At 73.4% G+C, this 18948-nt stretch carries 15 protein-coding genes and 1 pseudogene; 9 read left to right on the forward strand and 7 right to left on the reverse strand.

From position 1 onward, the window contains the following. Positions 1-134: 134 nt before the first annotated feature. The 3 genes from lnt to ACZ52C_RS37165 all read left to right on the forward strand — a co-directional run bounded on the left by lnt (position 135) and on the right by ACZ52C_RS37165 (position 5546). Entirely contained in the window at positions 135-1751 is a 1617-nt protein-coding gene (lnt, locus tag ACZ52C_RS37155) for an apolipoprotein N-acyltransferase (protein ID WP_469078937.1), read from the forward strand. 67 nt (positions 1752-1818) lie between these two features. Next, a complete protein-coding gene (locus ACZ52C_RS37160) occupies positions 1819-2292 on the forward strand; it encodes an NUDIX hydrolase (protein ID WP_469078938.1) in 474 nt (157 codons plus the stop codon). A 191-nt stretch (positions 2293-2483) separates the two neighbouring features. After that, entirely contained in the window at positions 2484-5546 is a 3063-nt protein-coding gene (locus ACZ52C_RS37165) for an aminotransferase (protein ID WP_469078939.1), read from the forward strand. Positions 5547-5647: 101 nt separating this feature from the next. Here ACZ52C_RS37165 and ACZ52C_RS37170 read toward each other — a convergent pair whose 3' ends face one another. From ACZ52C_RS37170 to ACZ52C_RS37180, 3 genes are read right to left on the reverse strand one after another with little or no spacing between them, the layout of a single operon-like run. Beyond that, positions 5648-6304 (reverse strand): PaaI family thioesterase, encoded by a 657-nt coding sequence (locus tag ACZ52C_RS37170; protein ID WP_469078940.1) that lies wholly within the window; start codon positions 6302-6304, stop codon positions 5648-5650. Positions 6305-6359: 55 nt separating this feature from the next. After that, positions 6360-7370: a zinc-dependent alcohol dehydrogenase gene (locus tag ACZ52C_RS37175; protein ID WP_469078941.1), complete on the reverse strand. Its 1011-nt coding sequence runs from the start codon at positions 7368-7370 to the stop codon at positions 6360-6362. Next, complete coding sequence (locus ACZ52C_RS37180) at positions 7363-7794, reverse strand: tautomerase family protein (RefSeq protein WP_469078942.1); 432 nt, start codon at positions 7792-7794, stop codon at positions 7363-7365. Before ACZ52C_RS37180 ends, ACZ52C_RS37175 begins: the two co-directional genes overlap by 8 nt. Positions 7795-7911: 117 nt before the next feature. Here ACZ52C_RS37180 and ACZ52C_RS37185 point away from each other — a divergent pair, with 117 nt between their 5' ends. Further along, positions 7912-8535, forward strand: coding sequence for a TetR/AcrR family transcriptional regulator (locus ACZ52C_RS37185; RefSeq protein WP_469078943.1), 624 nt, complete (start codon positions 7912-7914; stop codon positions 8533-8535). 12 nt (positions 8536-8547) lie between these two features. Here ACZ52C_RS37185 and ACZ52C_RS37190 read toward each other — a convergent pair whose 3' ends face one another. Next, the gene (locus tag ACZ52C_RS37190) at positions 8548-9300 is read right to left on the reverse strand and encodes a PaaX family transcriptional regulator C-terminal domain-containing protein (RefSeq protein WP_469078944.1); all 753 of its coding nucleotides are present in this window, start codon (positions 9298-9300) and stop codon (positions 8548-8550) included. A gap of 75 nt (positions 9301-9375) precedes the next feature. Here ACZ52C_RS37190 and ACZ52C_RS37195 point away from each other — a divergent pair, with 75 nt between their 5' ends. After that, complete coding sequence (locus ACZ52C_RS37195; RefSeq protein WP_469078945.1) at positions 9376-11040, forward strand: acyl-CoA dehydrogenase family protein; 1665 nt, start codon at positions 9376-9378, stop codon at positions 11038-11040. 148 nt (positions 11041-11188) lie between these two features. Here the strand turns inward: ACZ52C_RS37195 and ACZ52C_RS37200 are convergent, their stop codons facing one another. From ACZ52C_RS37200 to ACZ52C_RS37210, 3 genes are all read right to left on the reverse strand, one after another. Then, entirely contained in the window at positions 11189-11665 is a 477-nt protein-coding gene (locus ACZ52C_RS37200; protein ID WP_469078946.1) for a tautomerase family protein, read from the reverse strand. A 154-nt stretch (positions 11666-11819) separates the two neighbouring features. Continuing rightward, the gene (locus ACZ52C_RS37205) at positions 11820-14132 is read right to left on the reverse strand and encodes an ABC transporter permease (RefSeq protein WP_469078947.1); all 2313 of its coding nucleotides are present in this window, start codon (positions 14130-14132) and stop codon (positions 11820-11822) included. Then, positions 14129-14845: an ABC transporter ATP-binding protein gene (locus ACZ52C_RS37210; protein WP_469078948.1), complete on the reverse strand. Its 717-nt coding sequence runs from the start codon at positions 14843-14845 to the stop codon at positions 14129-14131. Before ACZ52C_RS37210 ends, ACZ52C_RS37205 begins: the two co-directional genes overlap by 4 nt. A 155-nt stretch (positions 14846-15000) precedes the next feature. Between ACZ52C_RS37210 and ACZ52C_RS37215 the strand changes: the two genes are divergently transcribed. The 4 genes and pseudogenes from ACZ52C_RS37215 (at position 15001) to ACZ52C_RS37230 (ending at position 18936) form a co-directional block, all read left to right on the forward strand. After that, complete coding sequence (locus tag ACZ52C_RS37215) at positions 15001-16047, forward strand: sensor histidine kinase (protein ID WP_469078949.1); 1047 nt, start codon at positions 15001-15003, stop codon at positions 16045-16047. Beyond that, positions 16044-16724, forward strand: a complete 681-nt coding sequence (locus ACZ52C_RS37220) for a response regulator (RefSeq protein WP_469078950.1) — start codon at positions 16044-16046, stop codon at positions 16722-16724. The genes ACZ52C_RS37215 and ACZ52C_RS37220 overlap by 4 nt, the downstream gene beginning before the upstream one ends. Before the next feature lie 263 nt (positions 16725-16987). After that, positions 16988-17917, forward strand: coding sequence for a CNNM domain-containing protein (locus tag ACZ52C_RS37225; RefSeq protein WP_469078951.1), 930 nt, complete (start codon positions 16988-16990; stop codon positions 17915-17917). Continuing rightward, positions 17914-18936, forward strand: a pseudogene (locus ACZ52C_RS37230) (hemolysin family protein). The gene ACZ52C_RS37225 and the pseudogene ACZ52C_RS37230 overlap by 4 nt, the downstream one beginning before the upstream one ends. The last annotated feature ends 12 nt before the right edge of the window (positions 18937-18948 follow it).

An 18948-nucleotide genomic window follows, 5' to 3' on the forward strand; every position in this document is an offset into this window, starting at 1 on the left:
ACACCGTAACGGGTGATGCGCCGGTTTGTGGACGAGTTATGCAGGAACGATGCGTCAGGTGTGCGACAAAAGCCTCACCCGGGACGCGTGGACCGCGCTGTCGGCGCCGGGGTGACGCGCCGTACACTCCCGGAGTGACCGTCACCGCCACTCCCGTAGACGAGCCGGAACAGCTCGAACCCCAGGCCGCGCCCGTGTCCCGGGCGTCCCGATGGGTCGCTCGACTACTGCCGGCCGCCGCCGCGGCCCTGTCCGGGGTGCTGCTCTACGTCAGCTTCCCGCCCCGCACCCTGTGGTGGCTGGCCCTGCCGGCCTTCGCGGTCTTCGGCTGGGTGCTGCGCGGACGCGGCTGGAAGGCGGGCCTCGGCCTCGGCTACCTGTTCGGCCTCGGATTCCTGCTGCCGCTGCTGGTGTGGACCGGCGTGGAGGTCGGTCCCGCCCCGTGGCTCGCGCTCGTCGCGATCGAGGCGGTGTTCGTGGCACTCGTCGGCGCGGGCGTCGCCGCCGTCTCCAAGCTGCCCGGCTGGCCCGTATGGGCCGCCGCCCTGTGGATCGCCGGCGAGGCCGCACGCGCGCGTGCCCCGTTCAGCGGTTTCCCCTGGGGCAAGATCGCCTTCGGCCAGGCGGACGGTGTCTTCCTGCCGCTGGCCGCTCTCGGCGGCACACCCGTCCTCGGCTTCGCGGTCGTCCTGTGCGGCTTCGGGCTGTACGAGGTGGTCCGGCTGCTCGTGGCGAACCGACGCACCGGCGAGGCCGTACGCCGGGGCACCGCGGCCGTGGCCGCGCTCTCCGTGGCCGTCCCCCTAGTGGGCGCGTTCGCGTCCCGCGCGCTGGTGAGCGACGAGGCCGAGGCCGGCACCGCCACCGTGGCCGTCATCCAGGGCAACGTTCCCCGCCTGGGGCTCGACTTCAACGCCCAGCGGAGGGCCGTGCTCGACTACCACGCCAGGGAGACCGAGCGGCTGGCCGCCGAGGTCGCGGTCGGCAAGGTCGCCCGGCCCGACCTCGTGCTCTGGCCGGAGAACTCCTCCGACATCGACCCCTTCGCCAACGCCGACGCCCGTACGGTGATCGAGGAGGCGGCCACCGCCATCGGTGCCCCCGTCTCCGTCGGCGGCGTGGTGGAGCGGGACGGCAAGCTCTACAACGAGCAGATCCTGTGGGACCCCGAGAAGGGGCCCGTCGACACCTACGACAAGCGGCAGATCCAGCCGTTCGGCGAGTACCTGCCGCTGCGGTCGCTGATCGGGGCCATCAACAGCGAGTGGACCTCCATGGTCCGCCAGGACTTCAGCCGGGGCACCGAGCCCGGCGTGTTCACCATGGCCGGGGCGAAGGTCGGACTCGTCACCTGCTACGAGGCGGCCTTCGACTGGGCCGTGCGCTCGGAGGTCACCGACGGCGCGCAGCTGATCTCGGTGCCGAGCAACAACGCCACCTTCGACCGCAGCGAGATGACCTACCAGCAGCTCGCCATGTCCCGGGTCCGCGCCGTCGAACACAGTCGCACCGTCACCGTCCCGGTGACGAGCGGCGTCAGTGCGATCATCATGCCGGACGGCAGGATCACCCAGAAGACCGGAATGTTCGTCCCGGACTCGCTGGTGCAGAAGGTGCCGCTGCGCACCTCCGAGACGCCCGCCACCCGGGTCGGTATCGCGCCCGAGATGCTGTTGGTGCTGGTCGCGGCAGGTGGGCTCGGCTGGGCGATCGCGGCCGGTGTGCGCGGGAGGCGCGCCGGTGGCGTGTAGCCGTACGCCTCGCGTGCGCGCCCTGGATGAGGTGGGGTGAGGAGACCGGCCCGTTAGGGTCGGCTCCATGGCTACCCCTGATTTCATTCGCACACTCCGTGCGACCGCCGGCAACCAGCTCCTCTGGCTCCCCGGAGTCACCGCCCTCGTCTTCGACGACGAGGGCAGAGTGCTGCTGGGCCGTCGTTCCGACAACGGCAAGTGGTCGCTGATCGGCGGCATCCCGGACCCGGGGGAGCAGCCGGCGGCCTGTGCCGTGCGCGAGGTCGAGGAGGAGACGGCGGTCCGTTGCGTGGCCGAACGGGTCGTCCTCGTACAGGCGTTGGAACCGGTCCGGTACGACAACGGGGACGTGTGCCAGTACATGGACATCACGTTCTACTGCCGGGCCGTGGGCGGAGAGGCCCGGGTCAACGACGACGAGTCCCTGGACGTCGGCTGGTTCTCGCTGGACGCCCTGCCGGACCTGAGCGAGTTCGCGCTGTTCCGCATCAAGCAGGCCATGTCCGACTCGGTGACGTGGTTCGACCCGACGGTCTGAGAACCGGGAGGGGCGGCGGAGCCCGGATGCGTCGAGGCTGCGGGTGCGGGTGGGTGCGTGGAGCGCGCGCTCGCCGCGCCGGTGTGCGCGCCGATCGGCCCCGTCGCCCCGCCCGCCGTCGGCGTTGACGTGATCGACAGGCGCCCCCTACGGTTGCCGGAACGTTCCGGCATGGAGTGGTGGAGTCCCCGATGAGCCATCCCCCGCGCTGTCCCGTGGTCGCCGAGGCGGAGTTGACCGCCTTCCTCGCCACCCGGTTCGGAGTACGCGGCGCCCTCAAGGACCTGGGGAGCCAGCAGGACCGCAACTACCGGGTCCGTACCGACACCGGCGACCGGGTGCTCAAGATCGCCCATCCCGCGACGGACGCCGCGCTGCTCGGGGCCCAGGACGCGGCGGTCGACCATCTGGCCGGGGTGCTCCCGGACGTGCGGCTGCCCCGGGCCCGGACCGGAGTGGACGGCGCGGCGGTGCAGTGGCTCACCGCGGACGGAGTGGAACTGGCCTGCCGGCTGCTGGACTTCGTCCCCGGCGAACCGATCATGGACAGTCGCTATCTGGCCCCGGCCGTCGTCGCCCGGCTCGGCGGACTCGCCGGACGCGTCGCGGCCGGGCTCGCCGGATTCGAGCGCGCCGGCCTGGAGGCGGCCGCCCCGGACCCGACCCGGATGTGGGACCTGCGCAACGCGCCCGCCGTCATCGAGGCACTGGCCCCGCACCTGCCCGACCAGAGGCGCGCCCGACGGATCCTGCGGGCGTCCCGCGCCGCCCGCGCCCTGGTGGAGCCGTACGCCGACCGGCTGCCGACGCAGATCGTGCACGGGGACGTGACCGACAACAACGTGGTCTGCGAGACGGCCGGCGACGGGCGGCCCGTCCCGGTCGGCGTCATCGACTTCGGTGATCTGGGTCCCGGTTGGACGATCGCGGAACTGGCGGTCACCTGCACCTCCGTGCTCCACCACCACGGCGCGGGCCCCGCGTCGGTGCTGCCCGCCGTAGGCGCCTTCGACGCGGCCCGGCCGCTCGGGGACGAGGAGGTGGCCGTACTGTGGCCGCTCGTCGTGCTGCGGTCGGCCGTCATGGTGGTCAGCGGGCAGTACGACACCCTGCTCGACCCGGACAACCGGTACGCCACGGCCGCGCTGGACCGCGAGTGGGCGATGTTCGAGGCGGCCGTGTCGGTACCGGCGCAGGTGATGACGGCCCTGTTCCGGCAGGCACTCGCCCGCCCGGCGGCCTGCCCCGGGGCCGCCGCCGGACCGCTCACCACGTCCACGTCCATGTCTGCGTCCGCCTCCACGTCTGCGTCCGCGTCCATGTCCGCGTCCGCGTCCCGGAGCGGACCGCCCGCGCAGGTCCTGACCGCGAGCCGGCTGCTGCCCGCGCTGACGGGTGAGGTGCACGTCCTCGATCTGTCGGTGGGGAGCGACGATCTGCACACCGGACGCTGGCTGGACCCCGGCATCGAACGCGCGCTCGCGACGGAGGCGTTGGCGGCGGGGCGGACGGCCGTACGGACGCGGCACGGTGAGTTCCGGCTGACCCGGGCGTCCGTCGACGGCGGGGGCGTCGCCGAGACCTGTGCGCTCGGGGTCGAGCTGTACCTCACCGGGCCGCTGGAGGTCCACGCGCCCTGGGCCGGCACGGTCACCAGGACTCCCGACGGCGTGTTGACCCTGAGCACCGGCGACGGGGGCGATTTGATCCTGGACGGTGTCGGGGGCGGGGTCGGCGTCGGCGCCGTGGTCGAAGAGGGCCAGCCGCTGGGCACGGTGGCCGAGGACGACGGGGTGTACGTGCTGGGCGTCCAGCTCTCCGCGCTGCCCGGTGCCGCGCGTCCGCCGAGGTTCGCCACGCCCGAACTCGCCGACGGGTGGCTGTCGTTGTGCCCCGACCCGGGCGTGCTGCTCGGCGACGGAGCACGCGAGCCCGTGGGGGAGGGCCGGGACGGGCTCGGGTCGGCCGCCGTCGACGCGGAGTTGCTGGAGCGCCGCGAGAACTCCTTCGCCACCGTCCAGGAGCACTACTTCGAGGAGCCGCCGCGCATCGAACGCGGCTGGCGGCACCACCTGGTCGACACCCGGGGCCGCGTCTACCTCGACATGCTCAACAACGTCACCGTTCTCGGCCACGGCCACCCCGCGCTGAGCGACGCCGTGCACCGGCAGTGGCGGCGCCTCAACACCAACTCCCGTTTCCACTACGCCTCGGTGGTCGAACTGTCGGAACGGCTCACCCGGTCGCTCCCCGACGGCCTGGACACCGTCTTCCTGGTGAACAGCGGCTCCGAGGCCGTCGACCTCGCGCTGCGGCTCGCCTGGGCGACGACCGGCCGGCAGGACGTGGTCGCCGTCGAGGAGGCGTACCACGGCTGGACGTACGCGAGCGACGCCGTCTCCACCTCCATCGCCGACAACCCGGGCGCCCTCGCCTCACGCCCGCCCTGGGTGCACACGGTCGCCGCGCCCAACTCCTACCGGGGCCGGCACCGGGGAGCCGAGGCACGGCGGTACGGTCCCGAGGCCGCCGAGCGGATCGCCCAACTCGCGGCGCGCGGCAACCCGCCGGCCGCGTTCCTGTGCGAGCCGTTCTACGGCAACGCCGGCGGCATGCCCCTGCCGGACGGCTATCTCGCGCAGGTCTACGCGGCCACCCGGGCCGTCGGCGGTCTCTGCCTCGCGGACGAGGTGCAGGTCGGCTACGGCCGGCTCGGCACCCACTTCTGGGGGTTCGAGCAACAGGGCGTCGTACCGGACGTGGTGACCGTCGCCAAGGCGATGGGCAACGGGCATCCGCTGGGCGCGGTGGTCACCCGGCGTGAGATCGCCGAGGCCTACCGCGGCCAGGGCTACTTCTTCTCGTCCGCCGGTGGCAGCCCGGTCAGCTCGGTGGTCGGGCTCGCCGTCCTCGACGCACTGCGCGACGAGGAACTCCAGGCCAACGCCCGGGACGTGGGCGGCCACCTGAAGCACCGGCTCCACGAACTCGCCCACCGGCACGAGCTGATCGGCGCGGTGCACGGCTCCGGTCTCTATCTGGGCGTGGAGTTCGTGCGCGACCGTACGACGCTGGAGCCGGCCACCGAGGAGACGGCCGCGATCTGCGAGCGGCTGCGCGAACTCGGCGTGATCATGCAGCCGACCTCCGACCGGCAGTGCGTGCTGAAGATCAAGCCGCCGCTGTGTCTGACCAGGGACGGCGCGGACGGCTTCGTCGCCGCCCTGGACGACGTCCTGACACACGGCTGGTGACCTCGGGGGTCACGGGGGCGTGTCCGCCCGTGTGCTCCGCAGGCTCGGGAACAGGGCCTGGACCCGGGCGGGGTCGGGCGTGACGAAGACGCCGTCCGCCGTCACCGCGGGGACCGCAGGGTCCGCCTCGGCATGATCGAGCCGTACACGAGGATCTTGCGGCCCTCGGTGCCGGTGACCCGGGCGAAGAGCCGCAGCGGCGTCTCCAGCGGGACGGGACGGTGGTAGTGGATCTGGAGGAAGACGGTCATGGCGTGCAGCCCTGCCGCGCCGCAGGCCCGGCCCATCAGCTCGTCGAGCAGCATGGCGCTCATCCCGCCGTGCCCGTAGCCCGGCGGCCCCTCGTGGGTGACACCGAGGGCGCACCGGCCGACGAGGCCACCGTCCGCCGGCGCCGCCCGCAGGGGCGGGGCGAAGGGGTTGCCGACGCCGGTGACGGGGCTGAACATCCGGGTGCCGCCGGGGAATTCGTCCACGTCCGGGATCTCCGCCCTGCGCCGGAGCCGACCGGTCAGCCGCCCGGTGATCCGGCGGACGTCGTCCGCCACGGCGTGCAGGACCTGCGCGGGGGCCGTCGTGCGGACCGCCGTCTCCACCAGGGCCCGTAGTTCCCGGCCGAGCGCGGCCGTCGCCGCCCGCCGGTGTTCGAGCTCTGCCTCGTCGTGCGGGGGAGAGTCACCGGGGAGCTGCGGCGTGGGGGTCGTCGGTGTCGTCGGTGCGGTGGTGGAGGGAGGACTGTCTGTGCGGGGTGTGTTCATCTGGGTTCTCGGTCGGTGCGTGCGTGCGTGCGGGGTCGGGGGAGGGGGAGGGGGATCAGGTGGCGGCGCGGACGAAGACCGGCTTGAGGTGCTTCTCGGGGAGCGCGTCGGGAAGCTGCTCCCAGTCGAGGACGTGCGAGACGACGCGCGCCGGGTCGACCTTCCCCGAGCCGGCCAGGGCGAGGGCGTCGGGGATGTGGGCGCGGACGTTGTCGCGGGCGACGCGCAGGGTGACGCCGGTGAGGTACATGTCGAGCAGGGGCAGTTCGCCGGGGCGGAAGTGGTTGCCCGCGGACTCGCAGACGCCTTCCGGGGCGAGGGACTTGACCGCGAGGGCGAGCTGATCGACACGGCCGGTGGCCTCGACGGCGATGTCGAAGCCGTGCGGGACGGGCTCGGCCGCCTCGGCGGTACGGGCGCCGAAGCCCTCGGCGAGCTGCCGGTGCGCGGGGTCGGGGTCGACGTACAGCACGTCGGAGGCGCCGAGCGCGCGGGCGATGTCGCACACGTACAGACCGATGCTGCCCCGGGCGACGACCAGGACGCGGGCGCCGGGACGGGTCGCGAGGTGGGGTGCGACCAGGCGCCAGGACAGGGACCAGTTGTCGCTCGCGGAGGCCATGGCGACGGGGTCGAGTCCGGCGGGCAGGGGCACCAGCATGGCGTCCGCGTACGGCACGCGGACCAGGTCGGAGAAGAGGCCGCCCCAGGTGCCGCCGATCGGCGCCCCGTACATCGCCATGTGCGGGACGGCCGTGCAGTGGGCCGTGAGCCCGGCCCGACAGTGGTCGCAGGCTCCGCAGTTGATGGACCAGGGGACGACGACCAGGTCACCGGGGGACACCGTGGTGACGGCGTCGCCGGTCTCCACGACGCGGGCCACGCATTCGTGTCCCAGGGCGAACGGCGGCTCGATGAAACCGTGACCGGCGAGGATCGCGGAGTCCACGTCGCACGGGGTGGCGGCCACCGGGGCGACGATCGCCTCCGCGTCGGAGCGCAGGCGCGGGTCGGGGGTCTCGCGCCACTCGACGGTGCGGCGGGCCACGTAGGTCAGTTCACGCATCGGTCCGCCGGCCCTTCGCCAGGGCCACGAGGTCGGCGAAGCGGACGACGGAGCCGCCGGCGCCCCAGGTGCCGTCGGGCTGCTCGTGCACCAGCACCCACACCCGCGGGGCCTCGGCCGGGGGCAGCCCGGCGGCTTCGAGGACGGTCCTGGTCGCGTCCTCGACCAGCCCGGCCCGGCGCCGCTCGGACAGCGCCCCCTGCGGAACGGTCACCTCCACGAGATGGCGCGGCGCGTCGTCCTCGGCCGTGGTCTGCGCCCCTGCGGGCAGCTCGACCAGGTAGCTCCACGCCTGGGCGCGGAAGAACGCGGTGTCGGGCGCGCCCTCCCAGCGCAGCAGCACGGCGGCGAGTTCGCGCTGGACCTTCTCGCGGCCCGCCTCGGTCAGTGAGCCGGTCGGGGCGGTGAGCCGGATCATCGGCATGGCGAAGTCCCTTCGGGAGTCGGGGCGTCGGGATGGATCGAAGACCTGCGCACGGTCCCTGACAGCGGCCGTGACCAGATCTATGACGATCGTTATAAGCGGAGGTCACGCTAGACTATGACGAGCGATATAGCCAGAGGGGAGCACGTCTTGGCGCAGGAGGGCACACCGTCCCGGGAACGCATCGTGGCCGGGGCGGCCGATCTGATCAGCAGGCGCGGGCTGAACGCCGCGAGCATCCGGAACCTGGCCAAGCACGCCCGGGCGCCCCTCGGCTCGACCTACCACTACTTCCCCGAGGGCAAGGGGCAACTGGCCACCGAGGCCGTGCGCTACGCCGACGCGGCCATCGCCCGCAGACTGGGCAAGGCGCTGGAGGCGGGCCCCGTCGCCGGGCTGCGCGCGTTCCTGGCCCTGTGGCGCGGCGTCGTCCTCGACAGCGAGTTCCGTGCCGGCTGCCCCGTGCTCGCCGTGTCCGTGGAGGAGCCCCCGGCCGACGAGATCCCGTCGGCCCTCACCGCCGCCGCCGAGGCCTTCGACGGCTGGGAGCGCCTGCTCGCCGACTCGCTGCGCGACCACGGTGTCGACCCGGAGCGGGCCTCCGGCCTCGCCGCGCTCGTCGTGGCCTCGGTCGAGGGAGCCATCGCCATGTGCCGTGCCAAGCGCGACATCCAGCCGCTCGACCGGGTGGGGGAGCAGTTGGAGGCGCTGGTCGCCGGGGCGGTCGTGCAGCGGCCCTGAGGGAAGCCGGGCTCAGTCCGCCCGTCCAAGCACCGTCTCGACAAGGTCCCGTCGGTAGGTGGTGTACGCGGCCCGCAATGCGGGTCCCGGCCAGTTCGCCGGAAGCAGTTCGGCCGGCAGGACGGGGTCGGCGAGCAGATGGCGTACGGCCGCCGCGAGCGCGGTGAAGCGGTCCGCGGGCTCGCGGGTCCGCTCGATGTGGCCGAGCAGCACCTCTGCGGTGCCCGCCCAGTCGTCCAGCGGCCACAGGCTCGCGGCCAGGTCCCCCGCGGGCTGCTCGGGGCGGCTGTCGAAGTGCTGGACCGTGGGGCCGAGGTCCGGCGGCCGGGTGTGCCGCAGATTGGCCGGGCGGAGCCAGACGCCCTCCCGCAGCTCGGCGAGCCGCAGCGCCGTCAGCCGCGCGCGCAGATCGGCGCGCTCGGCGGGGCTCCGGCCGGTCGCGGTGACCACGACCATCTCCCAGTCGCCCCGCCACGGCCGGGTCTCGGGGTGCACCGACTCGTCCTGGCGTCGCTGACGCTCCAGGAGCCGGTCGCTGAGCCGGTACACGGCGTCCGAGCGCCGCAGGTCCCCGGCCGCCACCATCCGGCTGAGCGCGGCCCGCAGCGTGGACCCGGCGACCCCGAACGCCTCCACGTGGCGCACCAGTTCGCGCACCGGCAGCTCGGGTGGATGCATGCCCAGCAGCAGGCTCAGGACCACCGACCGCGCGGACAGCGGCCGCAGTTCCAGCTCGGCGGGCCGCCCCGGCGCGTTCGTCTGCATGACCCGTACTGTACGGGGCGTTCGATCATTGTTACGTCATAGCTGCGACCGTAGAAATAATGTAATACTCGCGGCATGGTCTCGATACTCGCGCACACGCGGCCGCGCCCCGCCGGCGCCACCCACGACGTCACCAACCAGCCTCCGCCGCTCGTCCCCTACGACGCCTCCGAGGACGCGGCCCTGCTGGAGGGGCTGCGCAGGGAGGGCGCGGAGTGGGCCGAGAAGGACGTCCGGCGGCTCGGGACGGTCGCCGGTGGTGCCGAGGCGCAGGAATGGGCCGAACAGGCCAACCGGTACGAGCCGGAACTGCGCACCCACGACCGCTACGGCAACCGGATCGACGAGGTCGACTTCCACCCCGGCTGGCATCACCTGATGCGGACCGCCGTGCGTGCGGGCCTGGCGGGCGCTGCCTGGGCGGACGACCGGCCCGGCGCCCATGTCGCGCGCATCGCGGGAGCCCTCGTGTGGGGGCACACGGAGGCCGGACACACCTGCCCGACCTCGATGACGTACGCCGTCGTGCCCGCGCTGCGCCGGCAGCCGGAGCTGGCCGCCGTGTACGAGCCGCTGCTGACCGGACGGGAGTACGACCCGGTCCTGCGGGTGCCCACCGAGAAGCCCGGGCTGCTCGCCGGGATGGGCATGACCGAGAAGCAGGGCGGCAGCGACGTACGGGCCAACACCACGACGGCCACGCCGAGTTCCGAGCCCGGGGTGTACACCCTGCGGGGGCACAAGTGGTTCACGTCGGCGCCGATGTGCGATCTGTTCCTGGTGCTGGCCCAGGCGCCCGGCGGGCTGAGCTGCTTCCTGGTGCCGCGCGTCCTGCCCGACGGCAGCCGCAACCCCTTCCGGATCCAGCGGCTCAAGGACAAGCTCGGCAACCGCTCCAACGCCTCCTCGGAGCCCGAGTTCGACGGCACCGTCGCCTGGCGGGTCGGGCCCGAGGGGCAGGGCGTGAAGACCATCATCGAGATGGTCAACTCCACCCGCCTCGACTGTGTGATGGGTTCCGCGGCCCTGATGCGCAGGACACTCGTCGAGGCGGGCCACCACGCGCGGCACCGCAGCGCCTTCGGGGCGCGGCTGCTCGACCAGCCGCTGATGCGCAACGTCCTGGCCGACCTCGCGCTGGAGTCCGAGGCGGCCACGACCCTCACCCTGCGGTTGGCCGGCGCCGCCGACCGCGCGGTGCGCGGGGACGAGGGTGAGCGGAGGCTCCGCCGGATCGCCACCGCCGTCGGCAAATACTGGGTGACCAAGCGCGGCCCGGCCTTCGCGGCCGAGGCGCTGGAGTGCCTGGGCGGCAACGGCTATGTGGAGGACTCGGGCATGCCCCGGCACTACCGTGAGGCGCCGCTGCTGTCCATCTGGGAGGGCTCGGGCAACGTCAACGCCCTCGACGTGCTGCGGGCGTTGACCCGCGACCCCGACACCGCGGAGGCGCTGTTCGCCGAACTCGCCCTGGCCCGGGGCGCGGACGCCCGGCTCGACACGGCCGCCGCCGGGCTGAAGGACGCGGTGCGCGTGGCCGACCAGGCGGGTGCCCGGCGGCTGGTGGAGCGCATGGCCCTCACCCTCCAGGCGTCCCTGCTGGTCCGGCACGCGCCGGGCGCGATCGCGGACGCCTTCTGCGCTACCCGGCTCGGCGGCGACTGGGGGCACGCCTACGGCACCCTCCCGGGCTCCGCCGACCTCGACACCATCCTGAGCCGCGCCCTGCCGGCTGGCTGAGGGGGGCGGGGCGAGGGTGGGGGTGAGGGCCGGGGCGAGCGTCAGGCGTGGGCGTGGGCCGAGGTGCGGGCGAGGCTGAGGACCGGGTGAGCGTCGGGGCGCGTGCGCGGGCCGGGACGCGGGGGCCGAGGCAGGGTCCTCGGGTTTCTCAGGCGCCGAGGGCCGTGCGGATCGCCTCGGCCTTCTCCCGTGTGAACACTCCGCTGTCGAGCAGGGAGAGGACTGACAGCACCCCGCCGCCGGAGCCCCAGCTGCCTTCGTCGACGACCCGGAAGGTGACCCACCACGACGGCGAGGGCTGTGTGACACCGCACGCCTCGGCCAGCGCGGCCAGGATCCGTTCGACGACCTCGGCCCGGACCTCTCGACGCCAGTCGCCGTCCATCACGGTCACATCGACCACCATGACGTCGGCCGCCTGCTCGGCGTCCACCAGTAGCCGCCCGCCGATCGCCATCATGTCGGCGGCCCGCTCCACGAAGTGGACCTGGAAGCCGGCCCGCGCGGCCGGGGCGAACTGTCCGACCTCGGGCACGAGGACCGCGTCCGTCAGGGTCTCGGCCAGCGTCCGACGCTCTTCGAGGCTCAGACGGCCCTGCGGGGTGTTCACGGTGATGACGGTCATGACTGCCTCCTATGGCGATCGTTATAGGAGGACAGTACACGGAGCTATGACGACTGTTCTAATCGACGGGGTGAGGTGCCGCAGCGGTCGAACGCGCAGCTCAACCGCGAGCGCGATCGTGCGCCCCCGCGGGCTCACCCGGCGAGCGCGTCAGTCATTCGTTGTGCAGCACCTGCGCGATCGTCAGCCCGGCCGCGCGGCGGGCCGGTACGTAGGCGCCCAGGACGGCGATCAGGACGCCCGCGAGAGCGGGCGCGGCCAGGGTCGGGGCGCTCCAGACGTCCGTCGTGTACGACGGCAGAGTCATGTCCACCGCGTCCGCCATCCGCGGAACGACCAGCTGGTGGCCCGCCATGCCGAACGGGATGCCCAGGAGCGAGCCGAGGGCGCCGAGCAGCGCCATCGAGGCCACCGTCATCGCCGTGACCTGGCGTGGTGTCATGCCGATGGACTTGAGCATGCCGAGGTCGCGGCGACGGTCGCGGGTGTTCAGGACGACGGTGTTGAAGACGCCCAGCGACGCGACGACGGCGAGCAGGAGGGTGAGCGCGGTGGCGGAGCCGATGATGGTCCGGGTGGCGGAGTTGGCGCCGGTCGCCGACGGACTGAGCCCCGGATCCGCGGCTTCGGCGGCGCGGGCGTAGGCTCCCGCGTCGGCCCCGTCGCGGAGCTTGACGTGGTAGGCGATGGGTTTCTCCTCCGGAGCCACTGCCCGCATGGTCGCCCAGTCCGTGACGACGGCACGGGCGTTCGTCTCCATGTACTCCCCGACGACGACCACGTCCGCGCCCCGATCCCCCTGCTCGATCCGGATGCGGTCGCCGACGCCCAGACCGTGGCCGCGCAGGAAGGCCGATCCCGCCACCACCTCACCGGTGCCCCGCAGCCACCGGCCCTCGGTGAGCACGCTGCCCATCACGGGGCGGTCGCCGCGACGCGCTTCGAGCCACAGCTTCTCCGTGGACCCCGCGAGCCGGACCTCGGTGTCGGCCCTGGCGGTGACCTCGCGGGCGTCCGGCAGCGAGCGCAGCAGGGCGTGCAGGGCCAGGTCGTCGTGGACCGGCTCGATCTCCTTGCCGTCGCGGTACTGCCCCACGTAGACCGTGACCTGGTAGGCGTCGCGACCCGCGTTGCCCACCCGGTCCATCGTCGTGGCCAGACCGGTCGCGAACGTCACGGTGGTCACACCGAGGACCACGGCGGCGAGCGTGAGGGCGCTGCGGCCGGGCCGGGCGAACGGCAGGCCCAGCCCGAGGCTCACCGAGCGCGGCAGTCGGCTGCCCGCCAGCCGGCGCTGGACCCCGAGCGCCCGGCCGGCGCGCGGTGCGCTGCCCGCGCTGATCGCCCGCGCGGCGGACAGCCGGTGGGCGCGCACCGAGGGCGCGAGCGCGGCGAGGAGGCACAGGGCCGGCATCCCGGCCAGAGCGAGGACACTGACCCAGGGAGCGAGCGAGACGGTGTCGTGGAACACCCCCGCGTCCGGGCCCGTGAACGCGAACCGCAGCAGGGGCCGTGCCGCGAGATTGCCGGCCACCGTCCCGAGGACACAGCCCAGCACGGCCGGGACGGAGATCATCACGAGGTAGACGGACACCACCTGCCCCGGGGTGAACCCCAGCGCCTTGAGGATGCCGATGTGCCGGAAGCCGGAGATCACCGCGCCGCTGACCACGTTGGCGACGATGAGCACGGCCACGAGGACGCCGAGGACCCCGAAGGCGAGCAGATAGGGCGCGTACGCCCGCGCCGCACTGCCTGTCTTGTCCTTGAGGGTGAGGTACGACCGGGAGCCGGCGAGCGCGCCCGACGGCAACTCCTCCGTCACCGCGGCGAGTCGGGAGCGCAGCACACGGTCCGACGAGGCGTCCGTGAAGCGGAACAGCACCTGCGTGTCCGTCGGGTGCAGGGCCTCGATCTGCCCCGGGGCGACCCAGGCGTCGGCGGTGCGGCTCAGATCGAAGGCGAAGCCGACGATGGTGAGTACGGGCCCGGAGGGCACCCGCAGCTTCTTGCCCAGGTCGTCCGCCGTCCAGTCGGACTGCCGGTTGAGGACGACCTCGCCGGGCCCGGTGGCCCAGCGGCCCGCCCACAGGTCCAACCGGTCCACCGGCCCCCCGGGGCCGGGCCGGCCCACGACGGTGAGTTCACTGCTGATGCCGTAGTTCATGACCGCTCTCGGCAGCTCGACGGTGGCCTGGGGGAAGGGACCCGCGGTCGCCGCGACCCCGGACTGCCGGGCCGCCCGCTTCAGTTCACCGTTCGCGACCTTCGCGCGGTCGAAGGCGGCGACCACATGCGGCCCACGCTGCTGCGCGAAGGCCTTGTCGAACGGCGACGAGGCCGCGTCGACCAGCCCGAGCGCCACCACGATCGCCGTCGTCGAGGTCAGCGTGACCAGCGCGATCACCAGCGTCTGGAGCCTGCGCCGCCGTACCGCCGCACGCGCGGCCCGCCACACGGCCCTCATGCGGACGGCTCCAGGGTGTGTTCGCCGCGCACCCGGCCGTCGGCGAGCTCGACCAGCCGGCTGGCGCAGCGCCGGGCGAGACGCTCGTCGTGCGTCACCATGATCAGCGTCTGACCGATCTGGTTGAGGTCGAGCAGCAGGTCCATCACCTGCTCCCCGGCGCGGCTGTCCAGCGCCCCGGTCGGCTCGTCCGCCAGCAGCAGCGCCGGGCGGTTCATCAACGCCCGTGCCACGGCGACCCGTTGCCGCTCACCGCCGCTGAGCACCGCCGGATACGCATGGCGCCGCTCGGCGATGCCGAGCTCGTCGAACAGCTCCAGCGCGCGACGGCGGGCCTGCCGGGCCGGCGTGCCCGTCAACTGGGCCGCCAGAGCCACGTTGTCGAGCGCCGACAGGTCGTCGATGAGGTTGAAGAACTGGAAGATCATGCCGATGCGGCGCCGCCGGTACAGGGCGAGCCCCTTCTCGCTCAGTTCCCCCACGTTCTCGCCGTGCACCACCACGGTGCCGTCCGACGGACGGTCCAGTCCGGCGATCATGTTCAGCAGCGTGGACTTGCCGCACCCCGACGGACCCATCACCGCGACCGCCTCACCGGCCCGGATCTCCAGCGACACCCCGTCCAGAGCCGTCGTCTCCCCGTACTCCTTGCGCACACCGTCGAGTCGTACGACGGCCTCCGCGCTGTTGTTCTCGTTCTCCTCGGTGACCATGCACCGGACGCTAGGCGAGTGGCGCCGCCAGGACATCCCTCCCTGGAGGGCACCGTGGCCCGCGCCTCATCCCGCAGATGCAGGGGACCGCATCCGGGGGCGGATGCGCGGCGGCCGGCCGTTCTGCGATGGTGAACCCCATGTGGGAGTGGGGGATGAACGGGCCGGTGGCGGCGCTGGGGGTGGTGACGGCGGTCGCGGGGGGTCTCGCGGTGGCCCTGGTGCGCACCCGGCGCCGGTGGCGGAGGGCGCTGGGGGAGCGCGGCTGGTTGCTCGAACGGGAGCGGGAGAGCGCCGCTCGGGCCGCGATCGCGGCCGAACGCGACCGTATCGCACGGGAGTTGCACGACATCGTCAGCCACAACGTCAGCCTCATGGTGGTCCAGGCGGGTGCGGCGCGCGAGGTGCTGGGCACCATGCCGGACGAGGCGGTGGCGGCCCTGCGGGCCGTCGAGGACGCGGGCCGCGGCGCGATGACCGACCTACGGCATCTGCTGGGGCTGCTGGCGCCGTCGCAGAACGGGGAGGAGCCGGCGGAGGGCCCGGACGCGCGGGAGGCGTTGGGCACGCAGAAGGGTGCGGACCGGGAAGAGGACGTGGCGGGTGCGGGTGCGGGTGCTCGTGTGAGTGCGGAGGCAGTCGCGGGGGCCGAGTCCCGGGTCGCGGCCGGGGGTCGGGTCGGGCCCGGCCGTGGGGCGAAGGGCGGGGCTGTGGACGGAGTGGGGCGCGTGGAGCGAGGGGAGTGGCCGGAGTTGGCGGAGCTGACGCCCCAGCCCGGGCTCGACCGGCTGGGGCCGCTCGTCGACCGGGTCTCGTTCGCCGGACTGCCTGTCGAGGTACGGATCTCCGGCGAACCCCGTCCCTTGCCGCAGGGCATCGACGTGACCGCGTACCGGATCGTCCAGGAGGCACTGACCAACGCGCTCAGACACGGTGACGGCGGCAGCGCCGAGGTCACCGTGCGCTACGCCGACCGCGCGCTGCGCGTGGAGGTGCTGAACACCGGCCCCAGCGTGCTGACCGGCGCCGCCCCCGCCCCGTCGCCCCCCACGCGTCCCGCACCGCGCCACCCGCGCGGCACCGGGCGCGGACTGCTGGGCCTGCGTGAGCGTGTCGCGGTGTACGGCGGCGACCTGGACGCCCGGCGCCGCCTCGGCGGTGGCTACCGGGTCCGCGCCCGCATCCCGCTGGACCGACCGTGACGCCGGCCGGGACGGAGGCCGCGCCGCGCGTGCTCGTGGTCGACGACCAGACGCTGATCCGGACCGGGTTCCGGCTGATCCTCACCGCCCGGGGCATCGAGGTGGTGGGCGAGGCCTCCGACGGCGCGGAAGCGGTGGCGATGGCCCGCGAACTGGCACCGGACGTCGTGCTGATGGACATCCGGATGCCGAACATGGACGGGCTGGAGGCCACCCGACGCATCCTGACCGCGAAGCCGGAGTGCCGGGTGCTGATGCTCACCACGTTCGACCTCGACCGCTATGTCTACGCGGCCCTGTCGATCGGCGCCAGCGGCTTCCTGCTGAAGGACGTCACCCCGCAGCACCTCGCGGCCGCCGTACGCCTGGTCGACACCGGCGACGCGCTGCTGGCCCCCTCCATCACCCGACGACTGGTGGAACGCTTCGCCACGGAAGCCGCCGGGCCGCCCGTGGTCTCCGCCGACCTCCAGGTGCTGACCCCCCGCGAACTCGAGGTCCTGACCCTCCTCGGCCGCGGCCTGTCCAACACGGAACTGGCGGCCGAGTTGTTCCTGAGCGAGGCCACCGTGAAGTCGCACGTGGCCCGTATCTTCGCCAAGCTCCAGCTGCGCGACCGTGCCCAGGCCGTCGTGATCGCCTATGAGAAGGGGCTGGTCAGAGCCAGGGAGGCCTGAGGCGGCGGGCGGCACCGCGCCAGCGACGGGGTGATCGCGATCGGGAACGAGGATCCGGGTCGGAATCGTTCACGAGTCGCACGCCGATCGAAGGAGCAAGCCCTTGTCCGCCAGACCGACGGACCCTCCGAGCAGACCCTCGGATCCCCCGAGCAGGCACTCGGATTCCCCGAGCAGGCGGATTCCCCGACCAGGCCGTTGGATCCGCTGAGCGGACGCTCGGAGCCGAGAAGCACGCCTGCCGACTCCGCGAGGTCTCGTCGATGAGCGTCCTCAGCGCCGTGCTCGGCGTGCCGGCCGTGCTGGTCCTCACCGCCGGTACCGGCTATTTCGTCGCCCAGGAGTTCGCCTACGTCTCCGCCGACCGGCTCGCCCTCGCCCGTGAGGCGGAGGCGGGCGACCGGAGGGCGGCCCGGGCCCTGAAGGTGCTGGAGCGGCTGTCGTTCATGCTCTCCGGCGCCCAGCTCGGCATCACCGTCACCGGCCTGATCGTCGGCTTCGTCGCCGAGCTGTCCGTCTCCGCCCTCCTCGAACCCGCCCTGACCGGCGTCGGTGTCCCCGACGGCGCGGTCGGCGGCATCTCCGTGGTCGTGGCCTTCGTCGCGGCCACCGTCGTCCAGATGGTCTTCGGCGAGCTGGCCCCGAAGAACCTCGCGCTCGCAGTCCCCGAGCGGCTGCCCGCGCAGCCCCTCACCGCCACCACCGCGGGCGCCCTCGCACGTCGCCCGCTGCTGCTGCCGGACACCCTGCCGCTGCCGGACGCCGTGACCCGGATGCGGGAGCGCGACGACGAGTTCGCCGTCGTCCTGGACGAACACGGCGGGGTCGCCGGCATCGTCACGTACGAGGACATCGCCGAGGAACTCGTGGGCGACATCGCCGACGAGTCCGACACCGTCGTCGAACTCGCCGTCTCCGACGGGACCGGCTGGCTGGTGGACGCCGGGCGCCGCCTCGACGAGGTCGCCGACGCCACCGGTGTCGCCCTGCCCGAGGAGGAGGACTACGACACCGTCGCCGGCCTGGTCGTGGACCGACTCGGCCGCTTCCCGGCCATCGGCGACCGGCTCCCCGTCGACCTGCCCGACGGGGAGAGCGCGGTCATCGACGTACGCACCCTCGACCGCCACGTACCGGACACGGTCCGTCTGGAGCGGCTGCCCGCGCGCGAGCGCGAGGAGGAACAGGCATGAGCTTCCCCATGGCCCTCTTCGTCACCGTCCTGCTGCTGATCGGGAGCGGCTTCTTCGTCGCCGCCGAGTTCGCGCTCGTCGCCGCCCGACGCCATCGTGTGGAGCAGGCCGCCGCCTCGGGCCGGCGTGGCGCCCACGCCGCCCTGGCCGGCATGCGGGAACTGTCCCTGATGCTCGCCGGCGCCCAACTCGGCATCACCGTCTGCACCCTGGGCCTGGGCGCCGTCTCCAAGCCCGCCATCTCCCATGAACTCGACCCCCTGCTGCACGACCTGGGCCTGCCCAGCGCCCTCAGCTACGGTGTGGCCTTCGTGGTCGCCATGGTCGTCGTGGTGTTCCTGCACATGGTCGTCGGCGAGATGGCCCCCAAGTCCTGGGCCATCGCCCACCCCGAGCGATCCGCGATGCTGTTGTCCCCGCCCTTCCGGGCCGTGGTTCGCACCGTCCGCCCGCTGATCGGGCTGCTCAACCGGGTCAGCAACGCCCTGGTACGACTGTGCCGGGTCACCCCGCGCGACGAACTCGCGTCCGTCCACAACCGCGAGCAGCTCACCCACCTCGTCGAGGAGTCGTAGCGTCTCGGCCTGATCAGCGCGGCCGACTCCGAGCTGATCACGCGTTCGCTGACGGAGCCCGAGACCCCGGTGCGCGACCTCGCGGTCCCGGCCGCCGAGATCACCTCGGTGGACGCGGACGCCGACGCCGAGGCCGTCCTCCGGGCCGCCGCCGACCACGACCGCACCCGCCTCCTCGTCCGCGCCTCGGACGACATGGTCCTCGGCTCCGTCCACGCCCGTGACGCCCTGGTCGCCCGGACGAGGGGCCGCGCGGTCACGGCCCGGGCCCTCGCCCGGCCCGTACCCGTGCTGGGGCACGACGCGACCGTGGCCGACGCGATCGACGTCCTGCGCCGACACCGCGCCACGCTCGCCGTCGTCCACGACACCACGGGTCGCCTCACCGGCCTGGTCAGCCTGGACGACCTGCTGGCGCGCTATCTGCAACCGAGGCGGGTCTGACGCGGGGCGAAC

The sequence above is a fragment of the Streptomyces sp. NPDC034049 genome (genome assembly GCF_055575575.1).

Excerpts from the sequence above, each read along its gene's own strand:
- ACZ52C_RS37185 (WP_469078943.1), top strand. The coding sequence starts at position 7,912 with ATGACGAGCGATATAGCCAGAGGGGAGCACGTCTTGGCGCAGGAGGGC.
- ACZ52C_RS37215 (WP_469078949.1), top strand. The coding sequence starts at position 15,001 with ATGAACGGGCCGGTGGCGGCGCTGGGGGTGGTGACGGCGGTCGCGGGG.
- ACZ52C_RS37225 (WP_469078951.1), top strand. The coding sequence starts at position 16,988 with ATGAGCGTCCTCAGCGCCGTGCTCGGCGTGCCGGCCGTGCTGGTCCTC.
- ACZ52C_RS37175 (WP_469078941.1), bottom strand. The coding sequence starts at position 7,370 with ATGCGTGAACTGACCTACGTGGCCCGCCGCACCGTCGAGTGGCGCGAG.
- ACZ52C_RS37190 (WP_469078944.1), bottom strand. The coding sequence starts at position 9,300 with ATGCAGACGAACGCGCCGGGGCGGCCCGCCGAGCTGGAACTGCGGCCG.
- ACZ52C_RS37200 (WP_469078946.1), bottom strand. The coding sequence starts at position 11,665 with ATGACCGTCATCACCGTGAACACCCCGCAGGGCCGTCTGAGCCTCGAA.
- ACZ52C_RS37170 (WP_469078940.1), bottom strand. The coding sequence starts at position 6,304 with ATGAACACACCCCGCACAGACAGTCCTCCCTCCACCACCGCACCGACG.
- ACZ52C_RS37160 (WP_469078938.1), top strand. The coding sequence starts at position 1,819 with ATGGCTACCCCTGATTTCATTCGCACACTCCGTGCGACCGCCGGCAAC.
- ACZ52C_RS37205 (WP_469078947.1), bottom strand. The coding sequence starts at position 14,132 with ATGAGGGCCGTGTGGCGGGCCGCGCGTGCGGCGGTACGGCGGCGCAGG.
- ACZ52C_RS37195 (WP_469078945.1), top strand. The coding sequence starts at position 9,376 with ATGGTCTCGATACTCGCGCACACGCGGCCGCGCCCCGCCGGCGCCACC.
- ACZ52C_RS37165 (WP_469078939.1), top strand. The coding sequence starts at position 2,484 with ATGAGCCATCCCCCGCGCTGTCCCGTGGTCGCCGAGGCGGAGTTGACC.
- ACZ52C_RS37180 (WP_469078942.1), bottom strand. The coding sequence starts at position 7,794 with ATGCCGATGATCCGGCTCACCGCCCCGACCGGCTCACTGACCGAGGCG.
- ACZ52C_RS37210 (WP_469078948.1), bottom strand. The coding sequence starts at position 14,845 with ATGGTCACCGAGGAGAACGAGAACAACAGCGCGGAGGCCGTCGTACGA.